The sequence below is a fragment of the Plantactinospora alkalitolerans genome, assembly GCF_015690345.1.
GTDB classification, from domain to species: Bacteria; Actinomycetota; Actinomycetes; order Mycobacteriales; family Micromonosporaceae; genus Plantactinospora; species Plantactinospora alkalitolerans.
Window position 1 is genome coordinate 12,396 of sequence record NZ_JADPUN010000177.1, and the last position, 17,722, is coordinate 30,117.

Annotated in this window: 11 protein-coding genes and 1 pseudogene; 3 read left to right on the forward strand and 9 right to left on the reverse strand. The window is 70.3% G+C overall.

The genetic code is table 11. The features are described from left to right. Nucleotides 1–21: 21 nt before the first annotated feature. Nucleotides 22–5,076, reverse strand: coding sequence for an NAD-glutamate dehydrogenase (locus tag I0C86_RS18915; protein ID WP_196202576.1), 5,055 nt, complete (start codon nt 5,074–5,076; stop codon nt 22–24). A gap of 409 nt (nt 5,077–5,485) precedes the next feature. On the opposite strand from I0C86_RS18915, the gene I0C86_RS18920 reads away from it, so the two are divergent. After that, nucleotides 5,486–7,456 (forward strand): penicillin-binding transpeptidase domain-containing protein, encoded by a 1,971-nt coding sequence (locus tag I0C86_RS18920; protein ID WP_196202577.1) that lies wholly within the window; start codon nt 5,486–5,488, stop codon nt 7,454–7,456. A 99-nt stretch (nt 7,457–7,555) separates the two neighbouring features. Here I0C86_RS18920 and I0C86_RS18925 read toward each other — a convergent pair whose 3' ends face one another. The 6 genes and pseudogenes from I0C86_RS18925 to I0C86_RS18950 form a co-directional block, all read right to left on the reverse strand. Next, a complete protein-coding gene (locus tag I0C86_RS18925) occupies nt 7,556–7,789 on the reverse strand; it encodes a TM2 domain-containing protein (RefSeq protein ID WP_196202578.1) in 234 nt (77 codons plus the stop codon). Nucleotides 7,790–7,945: 156 nt separating this feature from the next. Next, nucleotides 7,946–8,539 carry a TetR/AcrR family transcriptional regulator gene (locus tag I0C86_RS18930; protein ID WP_323373720.1) on the reverse strand — a complete coding sequence of 198 codons (594 nt, stop codon included), beginning with the start codon at nt 8,537–8,539 and terminating at the stop codon, nt 7,946–7,948. Nucleotides 8,540–9,334: 795 nt separating this feature from the next. After that, nucleotides 9,335–10,528 (reverse strand): annotated as a pseudogene (locus I0C86_RS18935) (arginase family protein); the annotation flags it as partial. Nucleotides 10,529–10,591: 63 nt separating this feature from the next. Next, a complete protein-coding gene (locus I0C86_RS18940) occupies nt 10,592–11,527 on the reverse strand; it encodes a tetratricopeptide repeat protein (RefSeq protein WP_196202579.1) in 936 nt (311 codons plus the stop codon). Between the two features lie 111 nt (nt 11,528–11,638). Beyond that, nucleotides 11,639–13,327, reverse strand: coding sequence for an acyl-CoA mutase large subunit family protein (locus tag I0C86_RS18945; RefSeq protein WP_196202580.1), 1,689 nt, complete (start codon nt 13,325–13,327; stop codon nt 11,639–11,641). A 180-nt stretch (nt 13,328–13,507) separates the two neighbouring features. Then, nucleotides 13,508–13,966, reverse strand: coding sequence for an Asp23/Gls24 family envelope stress response protein (locus I0C86_RS18950; protein ID WP_196202581.1), 459 nt, complete (start codon nt 13,964–13,966; stop codon nt 13,508–13,510). A gap of 334 nt (nt 13,967–14,300) precedes the next feature. Between I0C86_RS18950 and I0C86_RS18955 the strand changes: the two genes are divergently transcribed. Continuing rightward, on the forward strand, nt 14,301–14,753 hold the full coding sequence (locus tag I0C86_RS18955; RefSeq protein ID WP_196202582.1) for a DUF2000 domain-containing protein: 453 nt from the start codon (nt 14,301–14,303) through the stop codon (nt 14,751–14,753). 10 nt (nt 14,754–14,763) lie between these two features. On the opposite strand, the gene meaB is transcribed toward I0C86_RS18955, so the two are convergent. Continuing rightward, a complete protein-coding gene (gene meaB, locus I0C86_RS18960; protein ID WP_196202583.1) occupies nt 14,764–15,753 on the reverse strand; it encodes a methylmalonyl Co-A mutase-associated GTPase MeaB in 990 nt (329 codons plus the stop codon). A 104-nt stretch (nt 15,754–15,857) separates the two neighbouring features. Next, complete coding sequence (locus tag I0C86_RS18965) at nt 15,858–17,057, reverse strand: acetyl-CoA C-acetyltransferase (RefSeq protein WP_196202584.1); 1,200 nt, start codon at nt 17,055–17,057, stop codon at nt 15,858–15,860. Between the two features lie 203 nt (nt 17,058–17,260). Here I0C86_RS18965 and mce point away from each other — a divergent pair, with 203 nt between their 5' ends. After that, the gene (gene mce / locus I0C86_RS18970) at nt 17,261–17,719 is read left to right on the forward strand and encodes a methylmalonyl-CoA epimerase (RefSeq protein WP_196202629.1); all 459 of its coding nucleotides are present in this window, start codon (nt 17,261–17,263) and stop codon (nt 17,717–17,719) included. Nucleotides 17,720–17,722 lie beyond the last annotated feature (3 nt).

The following is a 17,722-nucleotide window of genomic DNA, read 5'->3' on the forward strand; positions in this document are numbered from 1 at the left end:
GGCCAGGCTCCCCGGTACGTCTCAGCTGGCCGCCGACGTACGCACCAGCGTGCGGATCTGTCGCAGCAGCACGGAGAGCGCCGCCAGATCGGCCCGGGACTCGTCGAACTCCCCCATCGCCCTGCGGGTCCGGTTGATCGAGATGGAATTCGACCGCTCCCACTGCTCGACCCGCTCGTCCGGAGCCAGGTCGGCCGAAGTCCCGCTGAGCACCTCGGCGGTGAGCGCGGCCAGTGCGGCATAGAGGTCGTACCGCAACGCCATCCGGGCGAGCGTCTGCCAGCGGTCCTCCCTCGGCAGCAGCGAGATCTTCGACAACAGGGAGTCGACCCGGAAGCGGTCGGAGAGTACGAAGTAGACCGCCGCGACCTCGCTGACGTCCCGACCGGTCGTGGTGGCCGTCTCGACCACGTCCAGCAGTCCGAAGCTGTACATCAGCCGGGTCGCCTGCTCGGCCAGTTCCCGGGGCAGCCCCCGCCCGACCGACGCCTCGACGTGCGCCTCCAGCGCCCGCCGTTCGCTGCCGTAGAACAGGTTGCCCAGCTCCGGCAGGAGGCGGGACACCCCGTCGCGCAATCGGGCGACCTCGGTCGGCACGTCGATCGGGGAGCGCCGGTTCGTCACCAGCCACCGGACCGCGCGGTCGAGCAACCGGCGGGTGTCGAGGTAGACCGCGGTCTGCACCTCGGTCGGCACCCGGTTGTCCAACGCCTCGATGTCGGCCCAGACCTCGCGCAGCCCGAACACCTCGCGGACCACCACGTACGCCCGGATCACGTCCGCCGGGGTCGCGCCGGTCTCCTCCACCACCCGGTAGATGAACGAGATGCCGCCCCGGTTGACCGCCTCGTTCACCAGCATGGTGGTGACGATGTCCCGGTGCAGGCGGTGGTCCGACATCCGGTCGGCGTACCGCTGGCGCAGCGGGGTCGGGAAGTAGCCGGCGAGCACCTCGAAGGTCCACTCCTCGTCCGGTAGCCCGTCGGCCAGGATCTCCCGCTCCAGCACGATCTTGACGTACGCGAGCAGCACCGCGAACTCCGGCGCGGTCAGTCCCGAGTCGGTCCTGGTCGCCAGTTCCTCGTCCGGCGGCAGCGCCTCCAACTCCCGGTTGAGGTGACCGGCGCGCTCGAAGTCGGAGATCATCCGCCGGTGTACCGGCAGCAGGGACGCCGCCTGGGCCATCGCGTTGCCGATCGCCCGCGCCTGGTCGTAGTTGTCCCGCAGCACCAGGTGGGTGACCTCGTCGGTCATCTCCGCCAGCAGGGCGTCCCGGTCCGGAACGCTGAGCTGGCCGTCGGCCACCGCCGCGCCGAGCAGGATCTTGATGTTGACCTCGTGGTCCGAGGTGTCCACCCCGGCCGCGTTGTCGATGAAGTCGGTGAAGATCCGGCCACCCCCGAGGGCGTACTCGATCCGGCCGACCTGGGTGAAGCCCAGGTTGCCGCCCTCGCCGACCACCTTGCAACGCAGGTCCCTGCCGTCCACCCGGATGGCGTCGTTGGACTTGTCGCCGACCTGGCCGTTGGACTCCGACGACGCCTTGACGTAGGTACCGATCCCACCGTTCCAGAACAGGTCGACCGGAGCGCTCAGGATCGCCTTCATCAGCTCCTGCGGGGACATCGACTCGGCACCCGCGTCGAGGTCGAGCGCCGCCCGGACCTGCGGACTGATCGGGATCGACTTCGCGGTACGCGGGTAGATCCCGCCCCCTTCCGAGATCAGCTCCGGATTGTAGTCCGCCCAGGAGGAGCGCGGCTGGTCGAACAGCCGCCGCCGCTCCTGATAGGAGGACGCGGCGTCGGGATCCGGATCCAGGATGATGTGCCGGTGGTCGAAGGCGGCCACCAGCCGGATGTGCTCCGACAGCAGCATTCCGTTACCGAAGACGTCGCCCGACATGTCGCCGACGCCGGCCACGGTGAAGTCCTGGGCCTGGGTGTCGATCCCCATGTCCCGGAAGTGCCGCTTCACCGACTCCCAGGCACCCCGGGCGGTGATGCCCATCTTCTTGTGGTCGTAGCCGGCCGAGCCGCCGGAGGCGAACGCGTCGGCCAGCCAGAATCCCTGGGACACCGAGATCTCGTTGGCGATGTCGGAGAAGCTGGCGGTGCCCTTGTCCGCCGCCACCACCAGGTAAGGGTCGTCGGCGTCGTGCCGGACCACGTCGTGCGGCGGCACGATCTGCCCACCGACCAGGTTGTCCGTCACGTCCAGCAGGGCCGAGATGAACCCCTTGTAACAGGCCACCGCCTCGTCCCGGTCGCCCGGCTTCTGCTTGAGCACGAAGCCACCCTTGGCACCCACCGGCACGATCACCGCGTTCTTCACCATCTGCGCCTTGACCAGGCCCAGCACCTCGGTACGGAAATCCTCCCGCCGGTCCGACCAGCGGATGCCACCCCGGGCCACCGGCCCGAACCGCAGGTGCACACCCTCGAAACGCGGCGAGTAGACGAAGATCTCGTACTTCGGCCGGGGCGCCGGCAGGTCAGGGATCGCCTGCGGGTCCAGCTTGAACGCCACGTACGACTTGGGCCGCCCGTCCATCCGGCGCTGGTAGAAGCTGGTCCGCAGGGTGGCCTGGATCAGCGTCAGGTACGACCGCAGGATCCGGTCCTGGTCGAGGCTGCTCACCTCGTCGAGCTGCTGCCCGATGCTGGTCACCAGCTCCTTGCTGCGCAGCACGCGCTCCTCGGCGCCGCGGCCCGGCGACGGCGAGAACCGCACCTCGAAGAGTTCCACCAACGAGGCGGCGATCGCGGGGTAGGCGATGAAGGTGGACTCCATGTAGTCCTGCGAGAAGACCGTGCCGGCCTGCCGCAGGTACTTCGCGTACGCCCGCAGCACCACCACCTGCCGCCAGGTGAGGCCGCCGCGCAGTACCAGTTCGTTGAAGCCGTCGACCTCGGCCTCGCCGCGCCAGGTGGCGGAGAAGGCGTTCTCCACGTGCGGGCGGACCTCGGCGAGATCCCGGGCGCCGTCCGGCAACTCCAGGCCGAAGTCGTAGAGGTAGATCCGCCCGTCGATCCGGTCCACCTCGTACGGGTGCTCGTCGACCACCCGTACGCCGAGGGAGTGCAGCACCGGCAGCACCGCGGAGAGCACCATCGGCTCGCCGTACCGGTAGACCTTGAACCGGACGTCCTCGATCGCGGTGGCCGGTGCGGTCCCGCCCGGCCGGACGGCCTGCTGCTTGCGGAACATGTGCATCTCGAGCTGGCCCGGCTCTTCGAGCAGTTCGAGCTTGGCGAGGTCCTTCATCGCCTCGTACGGGGTGTGCCCGTCCTTGTAGCCCTCCGGGAACGCGTCGGCGTACCGGGTGAACAGCCGCTTAGCCTGCTCGTCGCCGAGCTTGCGCTCCAGCACCAGCCGGTAGTCGTCGTCCCACAGCCGGGTGGCGTCGGCGAGTTCCTCGGCGAGCAGGTCCGCGTCGACCTCGCTCGGCGGGTTGGCCGGGTCGGTCCGGACGATGAAGTGCACCCGGGCGAGCATCGACTCGGTGACCCGGGTGGTGTAGTCGACCCCGATCCCGTTCAGCTCGCGGAGCAGGATCTCCTGCATCCGTAGCCGGTTCTGGGTGGTGAACCGGTCCCGGGGCAGGTAGATCAGGCAGGAGATGAACCGGCCGTAACCGTCACGGCGCAGGAAGACCCGCAACTGGCGGCGGCCCGCCATCCGGAGCACCCCGACGACCGCGTGGTAGAGGTCGTCGGTCTTGATCTGGAACAGCTCGTCGCGCGGATAGGTCTCCAGGATCTGCAGCAGGTCCTTGCCGGAGTGGCTGCGCGGGCTCAGCCCGGACCGGTCCAGCACCTCGGCGACCTTCCGCCGGACCACCGGCAGCTCGCGGACGCTGGTCCGGTACGCCGCCGTGGCGAGCAGGCCGAGAAAGCGTCGCTCTCCCACCACATCGCCGGCTTCGTTGAAGACCTTGAAACCGATGTAGTCCAGGTACGCGGACCGGTGCACGGTGGCCCGGGAGTTCGCCTTGGTGATGATGAGCAGGCGCTTCTCCGTCACCTTCTGGTGCGCCTCCGGCGTCATGGAGGACAGTGCCCTCGGCACCGTCGAGTCCTGACGCAGGATGCCGAGTCCGGTGCCGAGGACCGCCTCCAGCGCCTTCTCACCGCCGGAGACCTCGACCAGCCGGTACTCGCGGTAACCGAGGAAGGTGAAGTGTTCGTGCGCGAGCCAGCGCAGCAGTTCCACCGAGTCCGTGATGTCCTTCTCCGGCACCGGTGGGCGGTTCTCCGCGGTGCGGGCCGCGGCCAACTCGTCGGCGAGCGCCAGGGCCCGCTGCCGCATTTTCGGCCAGTCTTCCACCGCCTCGCGTACGTCGGTGAGCACCCGCTGCAACTCGGCCCGCAATCGGTCCCGGTCCGCCGCACCGCGGACAGGATCGATCTCTATTCGCATCCAGCTCTCGACGATGTCGCCGTCGATCGCGTCGTCGGGTTCGACGTCGGCGGCGACCTCGGTCAACCTGCCGAGCGGCTCGCGGCGGACCACCACGAGCGGATGAACCAGCATGTGTACGTCGAGGTGGTGACCGGTGAGCAGGGCGGTGATCGAATCCACCAGGAAGGGCATATCGTCCGTGACGATCTCGATCACGGTGTGCTGCTGGTCCGGAACCGGCTCGTGGATCCGGATCTTCAACTCGCCCGGCACCCGCTGCTCGGCCAGCTCCCGATGAGCCCGCGCCGCGGTCAGCATCTCCTCGGCGGTGAACCCGATCAGCTCCTCGTCCGGCGCGAACCGCCAGAACCGGTCGACAAGCGTCGCCGCGTCGTGGTCGTTCCCGGCCAGCGTGACCGCCTGGGCGACGAGGCGCTCCGCGTTCGGCACCGGCTCGTCGAGGTCCGCGTCCTCCACGTCGTCCGCCAGCGCCTCCGGTGGCAGCCCCAGGTCGTAGAGAGTGTCGATGCTGGCTCCCGGTACGCCGGTCACGCCGGATGCGAGTCGAGAGCCGACCCCGTCATCGTCGACCGCCGTGTCGTAGCTGTCATCTCGGTCGGCATAAGCCGGCCGGAGATCGGGTTCCGGTTTGATCGCCGGACGCCGGTCCATCGTGCAACTCCCCTCGACCCACCACGCCGTGGGTCACTCTCCGCCAGACTAGGCCCTGCCGACGCACCCCTCTATCGGCGGACGGTCAGCCGGACGTCGGATCCGGACTCTGTCCTTTCACCTGTTGCGGGTAATCGACACGCCCGCCTCGGAGTACCCACGCTTCCCCTGCCTTCACCCGATTCACCGCATCCCCTCACCGAACCACCACATCCGCGGCCCGGCCACCGCGTTCCGCCGTACCCTCCACGACAACGCCGGGACCAGCATCGGAGGGCACCGAAAGGGACGTACGGGCCGGAGGGGCATCCCCGGCACCAGGGCACCCGCCGAACGGACCCGCGTACTACCGTCAAGCTGCCGCCGGAGGAGTTCACGGCGGTGCGCCGATCTGGAAGGTAACCGCAGCATGGGCTCTCCGTATCCATCCCTCCGCCACCACGGCCGGCGAACCGCCCCTCGCCAGGTGGTCGGTGCGGTCGTCGGACTACTGCTCGTCACCGGAGCCCTGGTCGGCTGTTCCGGGTCGGACGGCCCGGAACGGGCCGTGGACGCCTTTATCGCCGGCTGGCGGGGCGGCGACCTCAACAAGGTCGGTTTCCGGGACCCGGCCGGCGGGCGCATACCGGCGACCGACGTGGCCGACGAGATCAGGGAACTCTCCGGCGACCTGGCCAAGACGCCACCGGCGCTCCGCCGGGAGGGCGAGGCGAAGATCACAGCAGACACCGCGACCGTGACGGTACGGGTGGACTGGACACTTCCGGATAACACGCACTGGACGTACCCGTCGGAGATCCACCTCAAGCGTGGCAATGATGACGATTGGCAGGTGCTCTGGGAGCCCAAGGTGGTCGAGCCGAAGCTCACCAGCGGCGATCAGCTCGCCCTGCGCCGGCTCCCCGCCAAGCGGGCCCAGGTGACCGACGGCGCGGGCAACGGCATCGTGCTGCCCCGGCCGGTGGTCGTCGTTGGCGTGCAGCCCGGTGAGGTGTCCAACGTACCGGCGCTGGTACGCGACCTGGACCGGGCGTTCAAGGCGATCCGTCCGCCGATCACCCCGGCCATCGACCTATCCGACCTGCCGAAACGGTTGAGCGAGGCGAAACCGGACGCCTTCGTCGACATCGTCAGCCTGCGCCGGGACGCGTACCTCCAGATCAAGTCCCGCATCTACGACCTGCCGGGAACGAAGTTCCGGGACGAGCAGCGCGAGCTGGCACCGTACCGGGGCTTCGCCGCAGCCCTGCTCGGCTCGGTCGATCCGGTGCAGGCCGCCGACCTGGAGGCCAACCCCGGCTTGTTCTCCGACGGTGACGTGGTCGGCCACGGTGGACTCCAGGGCCGCTACGACAAGCAACTGCGGGGTGGAACCGGGATCAGCGTGATCATCACCAGCAAGCGGCCGGACGGTTCCGTGACCCCGACCGGCACCGAGGCGTTCCGCCGCGAACCGGCGGCCGGCATCCCGCTGAAGACCACCCTCGACGTGCGGGTGCAGAGCGCCGCCGACCGTGCCGTGGAGGCGGAGAAGCGCCGGAGCGCCCTGGTCGCGGTACGGATCAGCGACGGCGCGGTGCTCGCGGCGGCCAACGGTGGCAGCGCCGAGAACCTCGCCTTCACCGCCCAGGTACCGCCGGGCTCGACCTTCAAGATGGTCAGCACGCTCGGTCTGCTCGACGCGGGCGCGGTCACCCTCGACGGTCCGGTCGCCTGCCCGAAGACCTTCACCGTGGAGGGACGTTCGTTCAAGAACTCCGACTCCTTCGAACTCGGCACGGTGCCGTTCCGGACCGACTTCGCCAAGTCCTGCAACACGGCCTTCGCCGCGCTCGCTCCCAAGCTGGGCCCGGACGGGCTGGCCAACGCGGGCCGGAGCCTCGGTCTGGAGGGCACCTGGCAGCTCGGGGTCGACGCGTTCACCGGCAAGGTCTCGGCCGGCGGCTCGGCCGCCGAACGGGCCGCAGCCGCCTTCGGTCAGGGGACCACGCTGGTCAGCCCGCTGAGCCTGGCGGCGGCCACCGCCGGGGTGGCCCGGGGCCAGTGGCAGCAGCCGAAACTGGTGGTGGAGCCGAACCCGGGCCAGGCCGCGCCACCCGGTCCGCAACTTCAGGCCGGTTCGGTCGAACCGCTGCGCACGATGATGCGCGAGGTGGTCACCTCGGGGACCGGTTCGGCGCTGAAGGACGTGCCGGGCAAGCCGGTGTACGGCAAGACCGGCACCGCCGAGTACGACGACAATCCGGCACACACCCACGCCTGGTTCGTGGGCTGGCAGGGAGACGTCGCGTTCGCGGTCTTCGTCGAGAAGGGCGGAGCGAGTACGGCCACCGCCGTGCCGATCGCCGAGCGCTTCCTGCGCAGTCTGGCCGCCCGGTAACCGCGTCCGGTCTCCGGACCGGGCTCGGGGCGGCCGACGGGGAACTTTCCCGTCGGCCGCCCCGGTGTCAGGCCTTCACCAGCAGCAGTGGACCGCTGGTCAGCGGGCCAGCGCCAGACCTTCCTTGTCGGTGAACTTGCCGATCAGGATCATGATGAAGTCGATCAGCACCCAGACGCCGAGCCCACCGAAGGTCAGGATCATGAGAACGCCGGTGCCGATCTTGCCGACGTAGAACCGGTGCACCCCGAACCCGCCGAGGAAGAAGCAGAGCAGCACCGCGACGAGCCAGGACCGGGTCCCGACGCCAGCACCGGTAGTGGTTGTGGACATGTTTATTCCCTTCAGGACACACAGGCTGATTGCGCGCGCCGGAGGACGGCGCGACTCGTCCACGCCAAGGGGGTTTTCCGGCGTGGACGGCGATCGCGCACACTACCGCAACAGGCGCGGTCATGTTGTCCCTGAGCTGGGGTCCGAGCAGGGACGTTACGGGGCGACGGGCCGAGGCAGGCTCGCGACGAACATCGCGATCAGTTGCTCGTACGTCTCGTCCAGATCCTCCGGTAGGCCGAAGCCGCCCCCGGCCTCGATCGAGACGAAACCGTGCGCGATGGACCGGGCACACCTCGTGGCGTGGATCGCCCCCGAATCCGTGAGCCCGTATCCGCGCAGGGTGGCGAGGAAGACCTGCAACAGCCGGGTGCCGGCGGCCACCATCACCGGGTTGTGCAACGGGTCGGGGGGCAGCGCGGCATAGCGGGCGGGATGGTCCCGTACGTAATCGCGGTAGCCGCGCATCAGCACCGCCACCGCCTCGTCCCCACTGCGGCCCATCGCCGCCGCCGTGAACCGCTCGGTCATCTCGTCCATCACCCGCGCGCCGACCAGCATCCGCAGCTCGGCGAGTCCTGCGACGTGCTTGTAGAGCGACGGCGGCGCGACCCCGGTACGCCCGGCGACCGCCGCCAGGGTCAGCGCCTCCGCGCCCTGCTCGTCGATGACGGCCAGCGCGGCGTCCACGACCGCCGTGGTGGACAATCCGGCCCTAGGCACCGCTTCGTCCGGCAGGGACTCGAACACGGCGGGTCACCCGGCTATTGCTCATAGCCGCAAAGCTATTCACCACTACCACCACCTGTCAACCGACCGCGACCTCCGCCCCACCGACTCCAGACCTTGACGACCTGTTGTTGCTCGAACAACCGCGGTGACGACAACAGGTCGTCAACATCTACGACAAACCGTCGAGGTTGACGTGGAACTCGAGCCGGTTGCCCGCCGGGGAGCCGGCTGGGCACCCTGAAGCGCGGCCAGTCAGGCGATCTCCGCAGCCGACCCGGTCTCCGGACCTGGCGTCGGCGACTCCCGATCCGGCCCACCGATCCCCGGCACGGAATCATCGGCCGGCAGCACACCGGCCGACGGAGTCTCGGCGGGCCGCAGGCCCGTGGCTGGCGAGGAGTGGCGCCGTAGCCGTCCCGGGCCCGCCGACGCGGGCGGGCCGACCGCCTCGGACCAGCGGGCGGACAGGTCGCGAGGCTCGGGCCGTCGGGAGTTGACGCTGGTCGACTCGTCCCGGCCGAACGACGCGGCACCGTCGAACGACGCGCCCCGATCGGATGCCTCAAGGCCCTCGGGCAGCCCAACACCCTCGGGCAACTCGACACTCGCGGGCAGCCCAGCACGGGCAGACGACTCAGCCCGATCGAACGACTCAGCCCGATCGAACGACTCAGCCCGGTCGGACGACTCAGCCCGATCGGACGACTCAGCAGGGTCGGCGGCGACCGGGGCGCGGCGGTCAGACCCTGGTCCGACCGCCTGCACCAAAGGCTCGTCCGACACCGGAATCAGGGACGGGACCGGGGTCGGGGTCGGGACCGGGGACGACACCGGAATCAGGGGCGACACCGGAATCAGGGGCGACACCGGAATCGGGGCCGGGTCCGGAATCGGGGCCGGGACCGCGCCCAGGGCGGCCGCCGCCGACGAGGGCTGGGCGAAGGCAGACATCCCGAGCGGCGGGACGCCCCGCGGCGCGACCGTGGACACGGTGGGCTGCCTGGCCGGCGGGACCGCCCGGGGTCCGGGCATCGCCGTCGGACCGCGCTCGGTTCCGGCTGACCGGGTCGACACGAGCCGCGGCGGGACCGCGTCCGGGGCGGCGACCGGAGCCAGACCGGCGACCAACGTACCGACGATCTCGGCGGCGTACGAGCCGGTCGGGTCGTAGTCGGGGTCGAAGACCGTGACCTCCACCCCCAGACAGTGCGGGGTGTCGACCAGGCCCGCCAACAGCAGCTCCAACTCGGCGAACGCGATCCCGCCCGGGTCCGGCGCGTCGACCGCCGGCATCACCGCCGGGTCGAGTACGTCGACGTCGACGTGCACCCAGTAGCCCGCGCAGTCGGTCAACTGGTCATGGGCCCACTGGGCGGTCCGGGCCGCCCCCTCGACCCGCAGCGCCGGTACCGGCCGGGTCACGATCCCGGCCGCCTGCAGGTCGAGTCGGTACTCGTCATGGGCCCGGATGCCGAGCACCACCACGTCGATGTCCCGAAAGTACGGCCGGCGTCCCTCGATCGCGGCCAGGTCGGCCTGTCCCCGCCCGGTGACCAGGGCCAGGTCCTCGCCGGCCGCCGCGCCGACGTACGAGGCATTGCCCGGGTGCCGGAAGTCGGAATGGCCGTCCACGAAGACGAGGCCGATCCGACCGCCGACCGACTCGCCGAGCCGGTGCATCGCGAGCGCCGAACCGAGCAGGATGGAGCAGTCCCCGCCGAGCACCAGCGGGAACTCGCCCTGGTCGATGATCCCGCCGATCCGGTCGGCCAACTCCATCGAGTAGTCCGCGATCGCACCGGCATGGCACACCCCGTCCCCGGGACGCCAGTCGCCCGGGTCGTACCGGGACGGGGTGAGGCAGCCGGCGTCCCGGGCTCCCAGCCGGGCGATCAGCTCGTGGTCCCGCAGCGCGCCCGGTGCCTTGGCACAGCCCGGCACCGACGTGGAGGTCGGCGGACGCAGACCCAGGTTGGACGGAGCGTCCAGGACGGCGATCCGGCGCATAGTGTGCTCCCGTCCGGTATCGCGGCTGCCAGGCCGGCATGCGCGCTGCTCGTACTCACATTGTCAGAAGAGCGCGCGCGAGAGCGCCCGCCGGGCGCTGGCCACCGCAGGATCGTCCGGACCGGCGATGCTGAACAGGGACACCAGGTGCTGCCGGGTCGCCTCCCGGTCATCGCCGGCGGTCCGGCGGACCAGTTCGACCAGCCGGGCGTACGCCTGCTCCGCCTGGCCGCTGAGCACCTCGATGTCGGCGGCCAGTAGCTGCGCCGCGACGTCGTCCGGCGCCGAGTCGGCCACCGCGAGCGCTGCCGCCGGGTCCGCACCGCTCACCCGGCGGGCCAGCGCGACGTGCGCCAGGCCGGCCTCGGCCGCGGCGTCCGCCGGAGCATCCGACAGGATCTTCTTGTACGCCCGCTCGGCGGCGTCCAGGTCACCGCTGATCAGCGCCTCGTCGGCCTCGGTGAGCCGGGGGTCCTCCGGAGCCTCCACCGATACGCCACCGGCCTTGAGGACCGCGCCGATCCACTGCCGCAACTGCGCCTCGGGCACCACGCCGGAGAAGGCGTCGACCGGCTGGCCGCCCACCACCGCGTAGACCATCGGGATGCCCTGCACCCGGAACATCTGGGCGAGGCGGGGGTTGGCGTCGACGTCGACCTTGGCGAGCACCCATGCGCCGTCGCCCTCGACGGCCAGCCGCTCCAACACCGGAGAGAGCTGTTTGCAGGGCTCGCACCACTCGGCCCAGAAGTCGATCACCACGGGGGTGGTCAGGGAACGTTCCAGCACCTCGGACTGGAAAGTGGCTTCGGTGACGTCGATCACCGAGACTCCACCCGCGCCCGCGGGAGGTGTGCTGGCCGGGGCCGCGCCCGGCGTGGCACGGCTGGCCGGCTGGGCGGAGGGTGCCGGCGTGGCGGGCGTCTGGGCGGCGCGCAGCGCGCCGAGGTCTACCGCGCCGCGGGTGAAGATCGACGAGGTGATCCGTGGGTCGCTCATGGTTGTCTAGTCTCGCACGCGACGCTGGCATCCCAGCCCAACCGCCACCGCCCGACAGTATCGACCGGGTCACCCATCCCAATACCGGCCGTCACCGGGCGCACCGCCGCGTCAGAACCGGGCCGGTTCCCGGTAGACGCCCCATTCGGCGCGCAGTGCGTCACAGATCTCCCCCAGGGTCGCTTCGGCGCGTACCGCGTCCAGCATCGGCGGAATGAGGTTCTCCCCGGTCCGGGCGACGTCGACCATCCGGGCCAGGGCCGCCGTCACGGCGTCGGCGTTCCGGCCGGTTCTGCGATCGCCCAGCAGCCGGCGCTGCTCCACCTCGACCTCGTGCGAGACCCGCATGATCTCCAGCTCCTTGGCGATCGTCCCGGTGTGGCAGTTCACTCCGACGATCCGCTTGTCGCCCTTCTCCAGCGCCTGCTGGTAGACGAAGGCCGACTCGGCGATCTGGCCGGTGAACCAACCGTCCTCGATCCCGCGCAGGATGCCGGAGGTCATCGGCCCGATCGGGTGCGGCCCCTCCCCGCCGAGCTGCCGGATCCGGCTGAAGATCTCTTCCGCCTCGGCTTCGAGCCTGTCGGTGAGCGCCTCGACGTACCAGGAGCCACCGAGCGGATCGGCCACATTGGTGACTCCGGTCTCCTCCATCAGTACCTGCTGGGTCCGCAGCGCGATCTCGGCGGACGAGTCGCTGGGCAACGCCAGGGTTTCGTCCAGCGCATTGGTGTGCAGCGAGTTGGTGCCGCCGAGCACCGCGGCGAGCGCCTCGACCGCGGTGCGTACGACATTGTTGACCGGCTGTTGGGCGGTCAGCGACACCCCGGCGGTCTGGGTGTGGAAGCGCAGCCAGAGCGCGCGCTCGTCGGTGGCGCCGTACACCTCGCGCAACCATCGGGCCCAGATCCGGCGCGCGGCCCGGAACTTGGCGATCTCCTCGAAGAAGTCGACGTGCGAGTCGAAGAAGAAGCTCAGGCCGGGCGCGAAGCTGTTGACGTCCAGGCCCCGGGACAGTCCCAGTTCGACGTAGCCGAACCCGTCCGCGAGGGTGTACGCCAACTCCTGCGCGGCGGTCGACCCGGCCTCCCGGATGTGGTAGCCGGAGACCGACAGCGGCTTGTAGCGGGGGATCTCCCGCGCGCAGTACTCCATCAGGTCGCCGATCAACCGCAGGTGCGGCTCGGGATCGAAGAGCCACTCCTTCTGCGCGATGTACTCCTTGAAGATGTCGGTCTGGAGCGTTCCGTCGAGTGCGGAGATGTCGGCGCCCTGCCGTTCGGCGGCCACCAGGTACATGCAGAAGACCGGTACCGCCGGGCCCGAGATGGTCATCGAGGTGGTCACCCCGGCGAGGTCGATTCCGTCGAACAGCGTCTCCATGTCCGCCGCCGAGTCGATCGCCACCCCACAGTGCCCGACCTCGCCGAGCGCCTGCGGGTCGTCGGAGTCCCGGCCCATCAGGGTCGGCATGTCGAAGGCGACGGACAGTCCGCCGCCACCCGCGCCGAGGATCATCTTGTAGCGCTCGTTGGTCTGCCGGGCGTTGCCGAACCCGGCGAACTGCCGGATCGTCCAGGTCCGCCCCCGGTAGCCGGTCGGGTACAACCCCCGGGTGTACGGGTACTCGCCCGGCCAGCCGATCCGCTCGAAGCCGGGATGGGCGGTCCCGGGTTGGGGGCCGTACACCGGTTCGACGGGCAGGCCGGAGAGTGTGGTGAAGTCCGCGTCCCGCTTGCGTGCCGCGTCGTACCGGGCCTGCCAGCGGGCTCGACCAGCGGCGATTTCGTCGGCGTTCATCGGGAAGGCCTCCTTGCGATCCTCGACTGCGCCCCGAGTGTAGAGGCCCGACCTGAACGATCGCTAAGGAGAGTCGTGATCAAGGGATCTTCCGGGTTCGAGCCGGCGCGATTCCGGACGAAAGATCCCTGATCACGGTGATTGGCGGCCACCCCACCCCCGGCCGCAGGGTCGGGGCGGTCAGGCTCCGGCGGCCGGCGGCGCGTTCAGCTCGATGTCGTCGACCTTCACGTTCACCTCGGCGACCTGAAGGCCGTAGTTCTCGACCGCCTCGATCACCTTGGCCCGGACCGCCTCGGTCACCTCGTGCACGACGTGGCCCGCCTGGATCACCAGGACGACCCTGATGGTCGCACTGGTTCCCTTCACCTCGGCCGAGACGCCTCGCCCGGCGTCGCCCACCTCGTCCAGCCCGACCTTGTCCAGCACGCTGTTGAAGAACCGCGCCACGTCGCCACCCAGATCGGCGACACCCGGCACCGAACGGGCCGCCGTACCCGCGATCTTCTCCACGACCTCTTCGGACACCTCGGTGGCGCCCCTCGGCGCGGCGGCCGGCGCGGGCTGGGCTACCGGCGCGGGCTGGGCGGCCGGCGCGGTGCTCTCCGGCGCCTGGCCAGAATCGTTAACGTCGGTCATTCTTCGTCTCTCCCCTGGTCTCGACGGCCTGGCACGGCGCCGTCAGCGTTGACGGAGCCTACTCGCCGCGGGCAACCAACGACGGAACTGACACATTCTCGCTGTTTCGCCGGCCGCATCCCGGCCCCGTCCAGCGGCTCGGAGTCCACAGTCGCCGCGACGGAGCGCTCCGAAGTGGGCACCGAGTGGCGCCGAAAGCACGCACGCAAAGAACGTACAAGACCCACCCCCACCACCCCACGCATGCTCGCCGAGCGTAAGGAAGGGCCCCCTGTTATCGCTTTTTGTAGATAAAGGGCCCCTTCCTAACCACTGCGAGCCCGAGGAGTTCGAGATGAGCGTTTCCGTTCCCACCAGCGAGCCGGAGGCGGCGCGGGTACGGTTCGACACCAAGATCGCCGTACTGCTCCGCGCCGACCTGGCCGGCTGGCAGCGGCTCAACGTCACCGCGTTCCTGTGCAGTGGCATCGCCGGAGCCGAACCGGATCTGCTGGGTGCCGAGTACCTGGACGCCGACGGAACCCGTTACCTGCCGATGTTCCGCCAGCCTGTACTGGTCTTCGCGGGTGATCGGGACACCGTCATCGGCGCGCACCGGCGTGCCGTCGAGCGTGGGATGCGAATCGCCGTGTTCACCGAGGAACTCTTCCGGACCGGCAACGACCGGGACAACCGCGCGGCGGTACGGGCCGTCGGGCGGGACCGGCTCGAGGTGGTGGGACTGGCCGTGCACGGACCGAAGAACGCGGTCGACAAGCACATGAAGGGCGCCGTCCTGCACCCGTGAACCGGAGCGGTCAGCCGGCGTGGTGACCGAGTTGGTCGAGCAGCTCGGCGGCGGCGGCGTACGGGTCCAGCACGCCGTCGGCCACCCGTGCGGCGAGCCCTGCGAGCGGCGTACCCGCGCGCAGCGAGCCCATCCGGTCCCGAAGGGTGCCGAGCGCGATCGCCTCGACCTCGGCGGCGGCCCGCGCCTCGCGGCGCTGCCGCAGCTCGCCGTGCTCGACCAGCCAGCCGCGGTGTTTCTCGATCGCCGTGACGAGTTCGTCGATCCCCTCGCCCCGGGTGGCCACCGCGCGCACCACGCGTGGCCGCCATGCCCCGGCACCGCGCTCGCCCAGCGCGATCATGCCCTGGATGTCCCGGACGGTGGCGTCCGCGCCGTCCCGGTCGGCCTTGTTGACGACGAACACGTCGGCGATCTCCAGGATGCCGGCCTTAACCGCCTGGATCGCGTCGCCCATTCCCGGCGCGAGCAGCACCAGCGTGGTGTCGGCCAGCGAGGCGACCTCCACCTCGGCCTGGCCGACCCCCACGGTCTCCACCAGTACGACGTCGCAGCCGGCGCCTTCCAGCACCCGGACCGCCTGCGGGGTGGCCGCCGCCAGCCCGCCCAGGTGACCCCGGCTGGACATGGACCTGATGTAGACACCGGGATCGGTGGCGTGGTCCTGCATCCGGACCCGGTCGCCGAGGATCGCCCCACCGGTGAACGGGCTGGACGGGTCCACGGCGAGCACCCCGACCCGGTGGTCGCGGGCCCGCAACGCCCGGACGAGTTCGTTGGTGGTGGTCGACTTGCCCACCCCGGGCGATCCGGTCAGGCCGATCACCTGGGCTGCGCCGGTGTGCGGCGCGAGAGCCGCCGCGACCTGCGGCAGCAGTTCGTCGCCCGACTCGACCAGGGTGATCAATCGGGCCACCGCCCGTGGATCACCGTCCCGGGCCCGGCTGACCAGCGCCGGCACGTCCCGACTCCGCCGTACCGGCCCCGCCGGAGTGGCCACCCGCGAACCGTCGCCAGCCCGCGCCGTCGGGGCATCGCCTGGCCGCGCCGTCGGGGCATCGCCTGGCCGCGTCGTCGGGGCCGGACCTGCGGAACGCGGCGCCGTCACTCCTGCCCGCCACCCTGCCGGGGCACGTGGATGATCAGCGCGTCGCCCTGGCCACCACCACCGCAGAGTGCCGCCGCCCCGGTGCCGCCACCCCGGCGTCGCAGTTCCATCGCCAGGGTGAGGACCAGCCGGGCCCCGGACATCCCGATCGGGTGGCCGAGCGCGATCGCTCCGCCGTTTACGTTCACGATCTCGGGGCTCACTCCGAGGTCACGGGTCGACTTGACACCGACCTGGGCGAACGCCTCATTGATCTCGATCAGATCCAGGTTGGCGACGGAGAGCCCGCCCTTGCGGAGCGCGTGCTCGATGGCGTTGGACGGCTGCGAGTGCAGCGAGTTGTCGGGACCGGCGACGTTGCCGTGCGCGCCGATCTCGGCGAGCCAGGTCAGGCCGAGTTCCCTGGCCTTGGCCTCGCTCATCACCACCACCGCACAGGCGCCGTCGGAGATCGGCGACGAGCTGCCGGCGGTGATCGTCCCGTCCGGAGTGAACGCGGGGCGCAGCCGGGCCAGGGACTCGACGGTGGTGTCCGGACGGATCCCCTCGTCCTCGCTGATCACCAGCGGGTCGCCCTTGCGCTGCGGAACCGTCACCGGAACGATCTCGTCGGCGAAGGCACCGTTCTTCTGCGCGGCGGCGGCCCGCTGGTGGCTGGCCGCCGCGAAGGTGTCCTGCTCGGTACGGCTGATCCCGTGCCGGGAGTTGTGCCGCTCCGTGGACTCGCCCATCGCGCAGCAGTCCCAGGGGTCGGTCAGGCCGTCCAGCGCCATGTGGTCGGAGATCACCACGTCGCCGTACTTGTAGCCGGCCCGCTGACCGCGCAGCAGGTGCGGGGCGTTGGTCATCGACTCCATCCCGCCGGCCACCACGATGTCGAACTCGCCGGCCCGGATGAGCTGGTCGGCCAGGGCGATCGCGTCGAGGCCGGAGAGGCAGACCTTGTTGATGGTCAGCGCGGGTACGGACATCGGAATGCCCGCCTCGACGGCCGCCTGTCGGGCCGGGATCTGGCCGGCACCGGCCTGGAGCACCTGCCCCATGATCACGTACTGCACCTGGTCGGCAGGGACACCGGACCGCTCCAGGGCGGCCCGGATGGCGATCCCACCGAGCTTCGTCGCCGGAAAGTCCTTGAGGTTGCCCAGCAGCCGCCCCATCGGGGTACGGGCGCCGCTGACGATCACGGATGCCATCGAAACTCTCGCCTCCGGGGGGACCTGGCGAAACGCCTTAACGTCGGTTAGGTCAGACTATCGCGGTGGACGACGACGACTCGGTCTGGCCCGCTGCCGACAATGTCACAGGCACCGGTGACGTCACAGGCACTGACAACGCCACAGGCACTGGCAACGTCACAGGGATCGACAACGCCACAGGCACTGGCAACGTCACAGGGATCGACAACGCCACAGGCGCTGACAACGTCGCGGGGATCGGCCTGCTCCGTATCGATCATGTCGGGGTGGCGGTTTGGGACCTCGACGCGGCGATCGAGTTCTACCAGCGGGTCTTCGGGATGCGCTGCGTACACACCGAGACGAACACGGAGCAGGGCGTCCGCGAGGCGATGCTGAGCGTCGGCCCGACACCGGCCGGCGGCTGCGTACAACTGCTGGCACCGTTGACCCCGGAGGCCCCGATCGCGAAGTTCCTGAACCGGTTCGGGCCGGGCGTCCAGCAGGTGGCGTACACGGTGGCGGACGTCGATGCCGCCTGTGCCGCGCTGCGCGACCGGGGCGTGCGCGTGCTCTACGAGACGCCGAGACGCGGCACCGCGGGGTCCCGGATCAACTTCGTACATCCCCGGGACGCCGGTGGGGTGCTGGTGGAACTGGTCGAACCCGCGAAGGGATGAGCC

Coding starts and splice junctions, on each gene's coding strand:
- I0C86_RS18915 (WP_196202576.1), bottom strand. CDS start 5,076: ATGGACCGGCGTCCGGCGATCAAACCGGAACCCGATCTCCGGCCGGCT.
- I0C86_RS18920 (WP_196202577.1), top strand. CDS start 5,486: ATGGGCTCTCCGTATCCATCCCTCCGCCACCACGGCCGGCGAACCGCC.
- I0C86_RS18925 (WP_196202578.1), bottom strand. CDS start 7,789: ATGTCCACAACCACTACCGGTGCTGGCGTCGGGACCCGGTCCTGGCTC.
- I0C86_RS18940 (WP_196202579.1), bottom strand. CDS start 11,527: ATGAGCGACCCACGGATCACCTCGTCGATCTTCACCCGCGGCGCGGTA.
- I0C86_RS18945 (WP_196202580.1), bottom strand. CDS start 13,327: ATGAACGCCGACGAAATCGCCGCTGGTCGAGCCCGCTGGCAGGCCCGG.
- I0C86_RS18950 (WP_196202581.1), bottom strand. CDS start 13,966: ATGACCGACGTTAACGATTCTGGCCAGGCGCCGGAGAGCACCGCGCCG.
- I0C86_RS18955 (WP_196202582.1), top strand. CDS start 14,301: ATGAGCGTTTCCGTTCCCACCAGCGAGCCGGAGGCGGCGCGGGTACGG.
- I0C86_RS18965 (WP_196202584.1), bottom strand. CDS start 17,057: ATGGCATCCGTGATCGTCAGCGGCGCCCGTACCCCGATGGGGCGGCTG.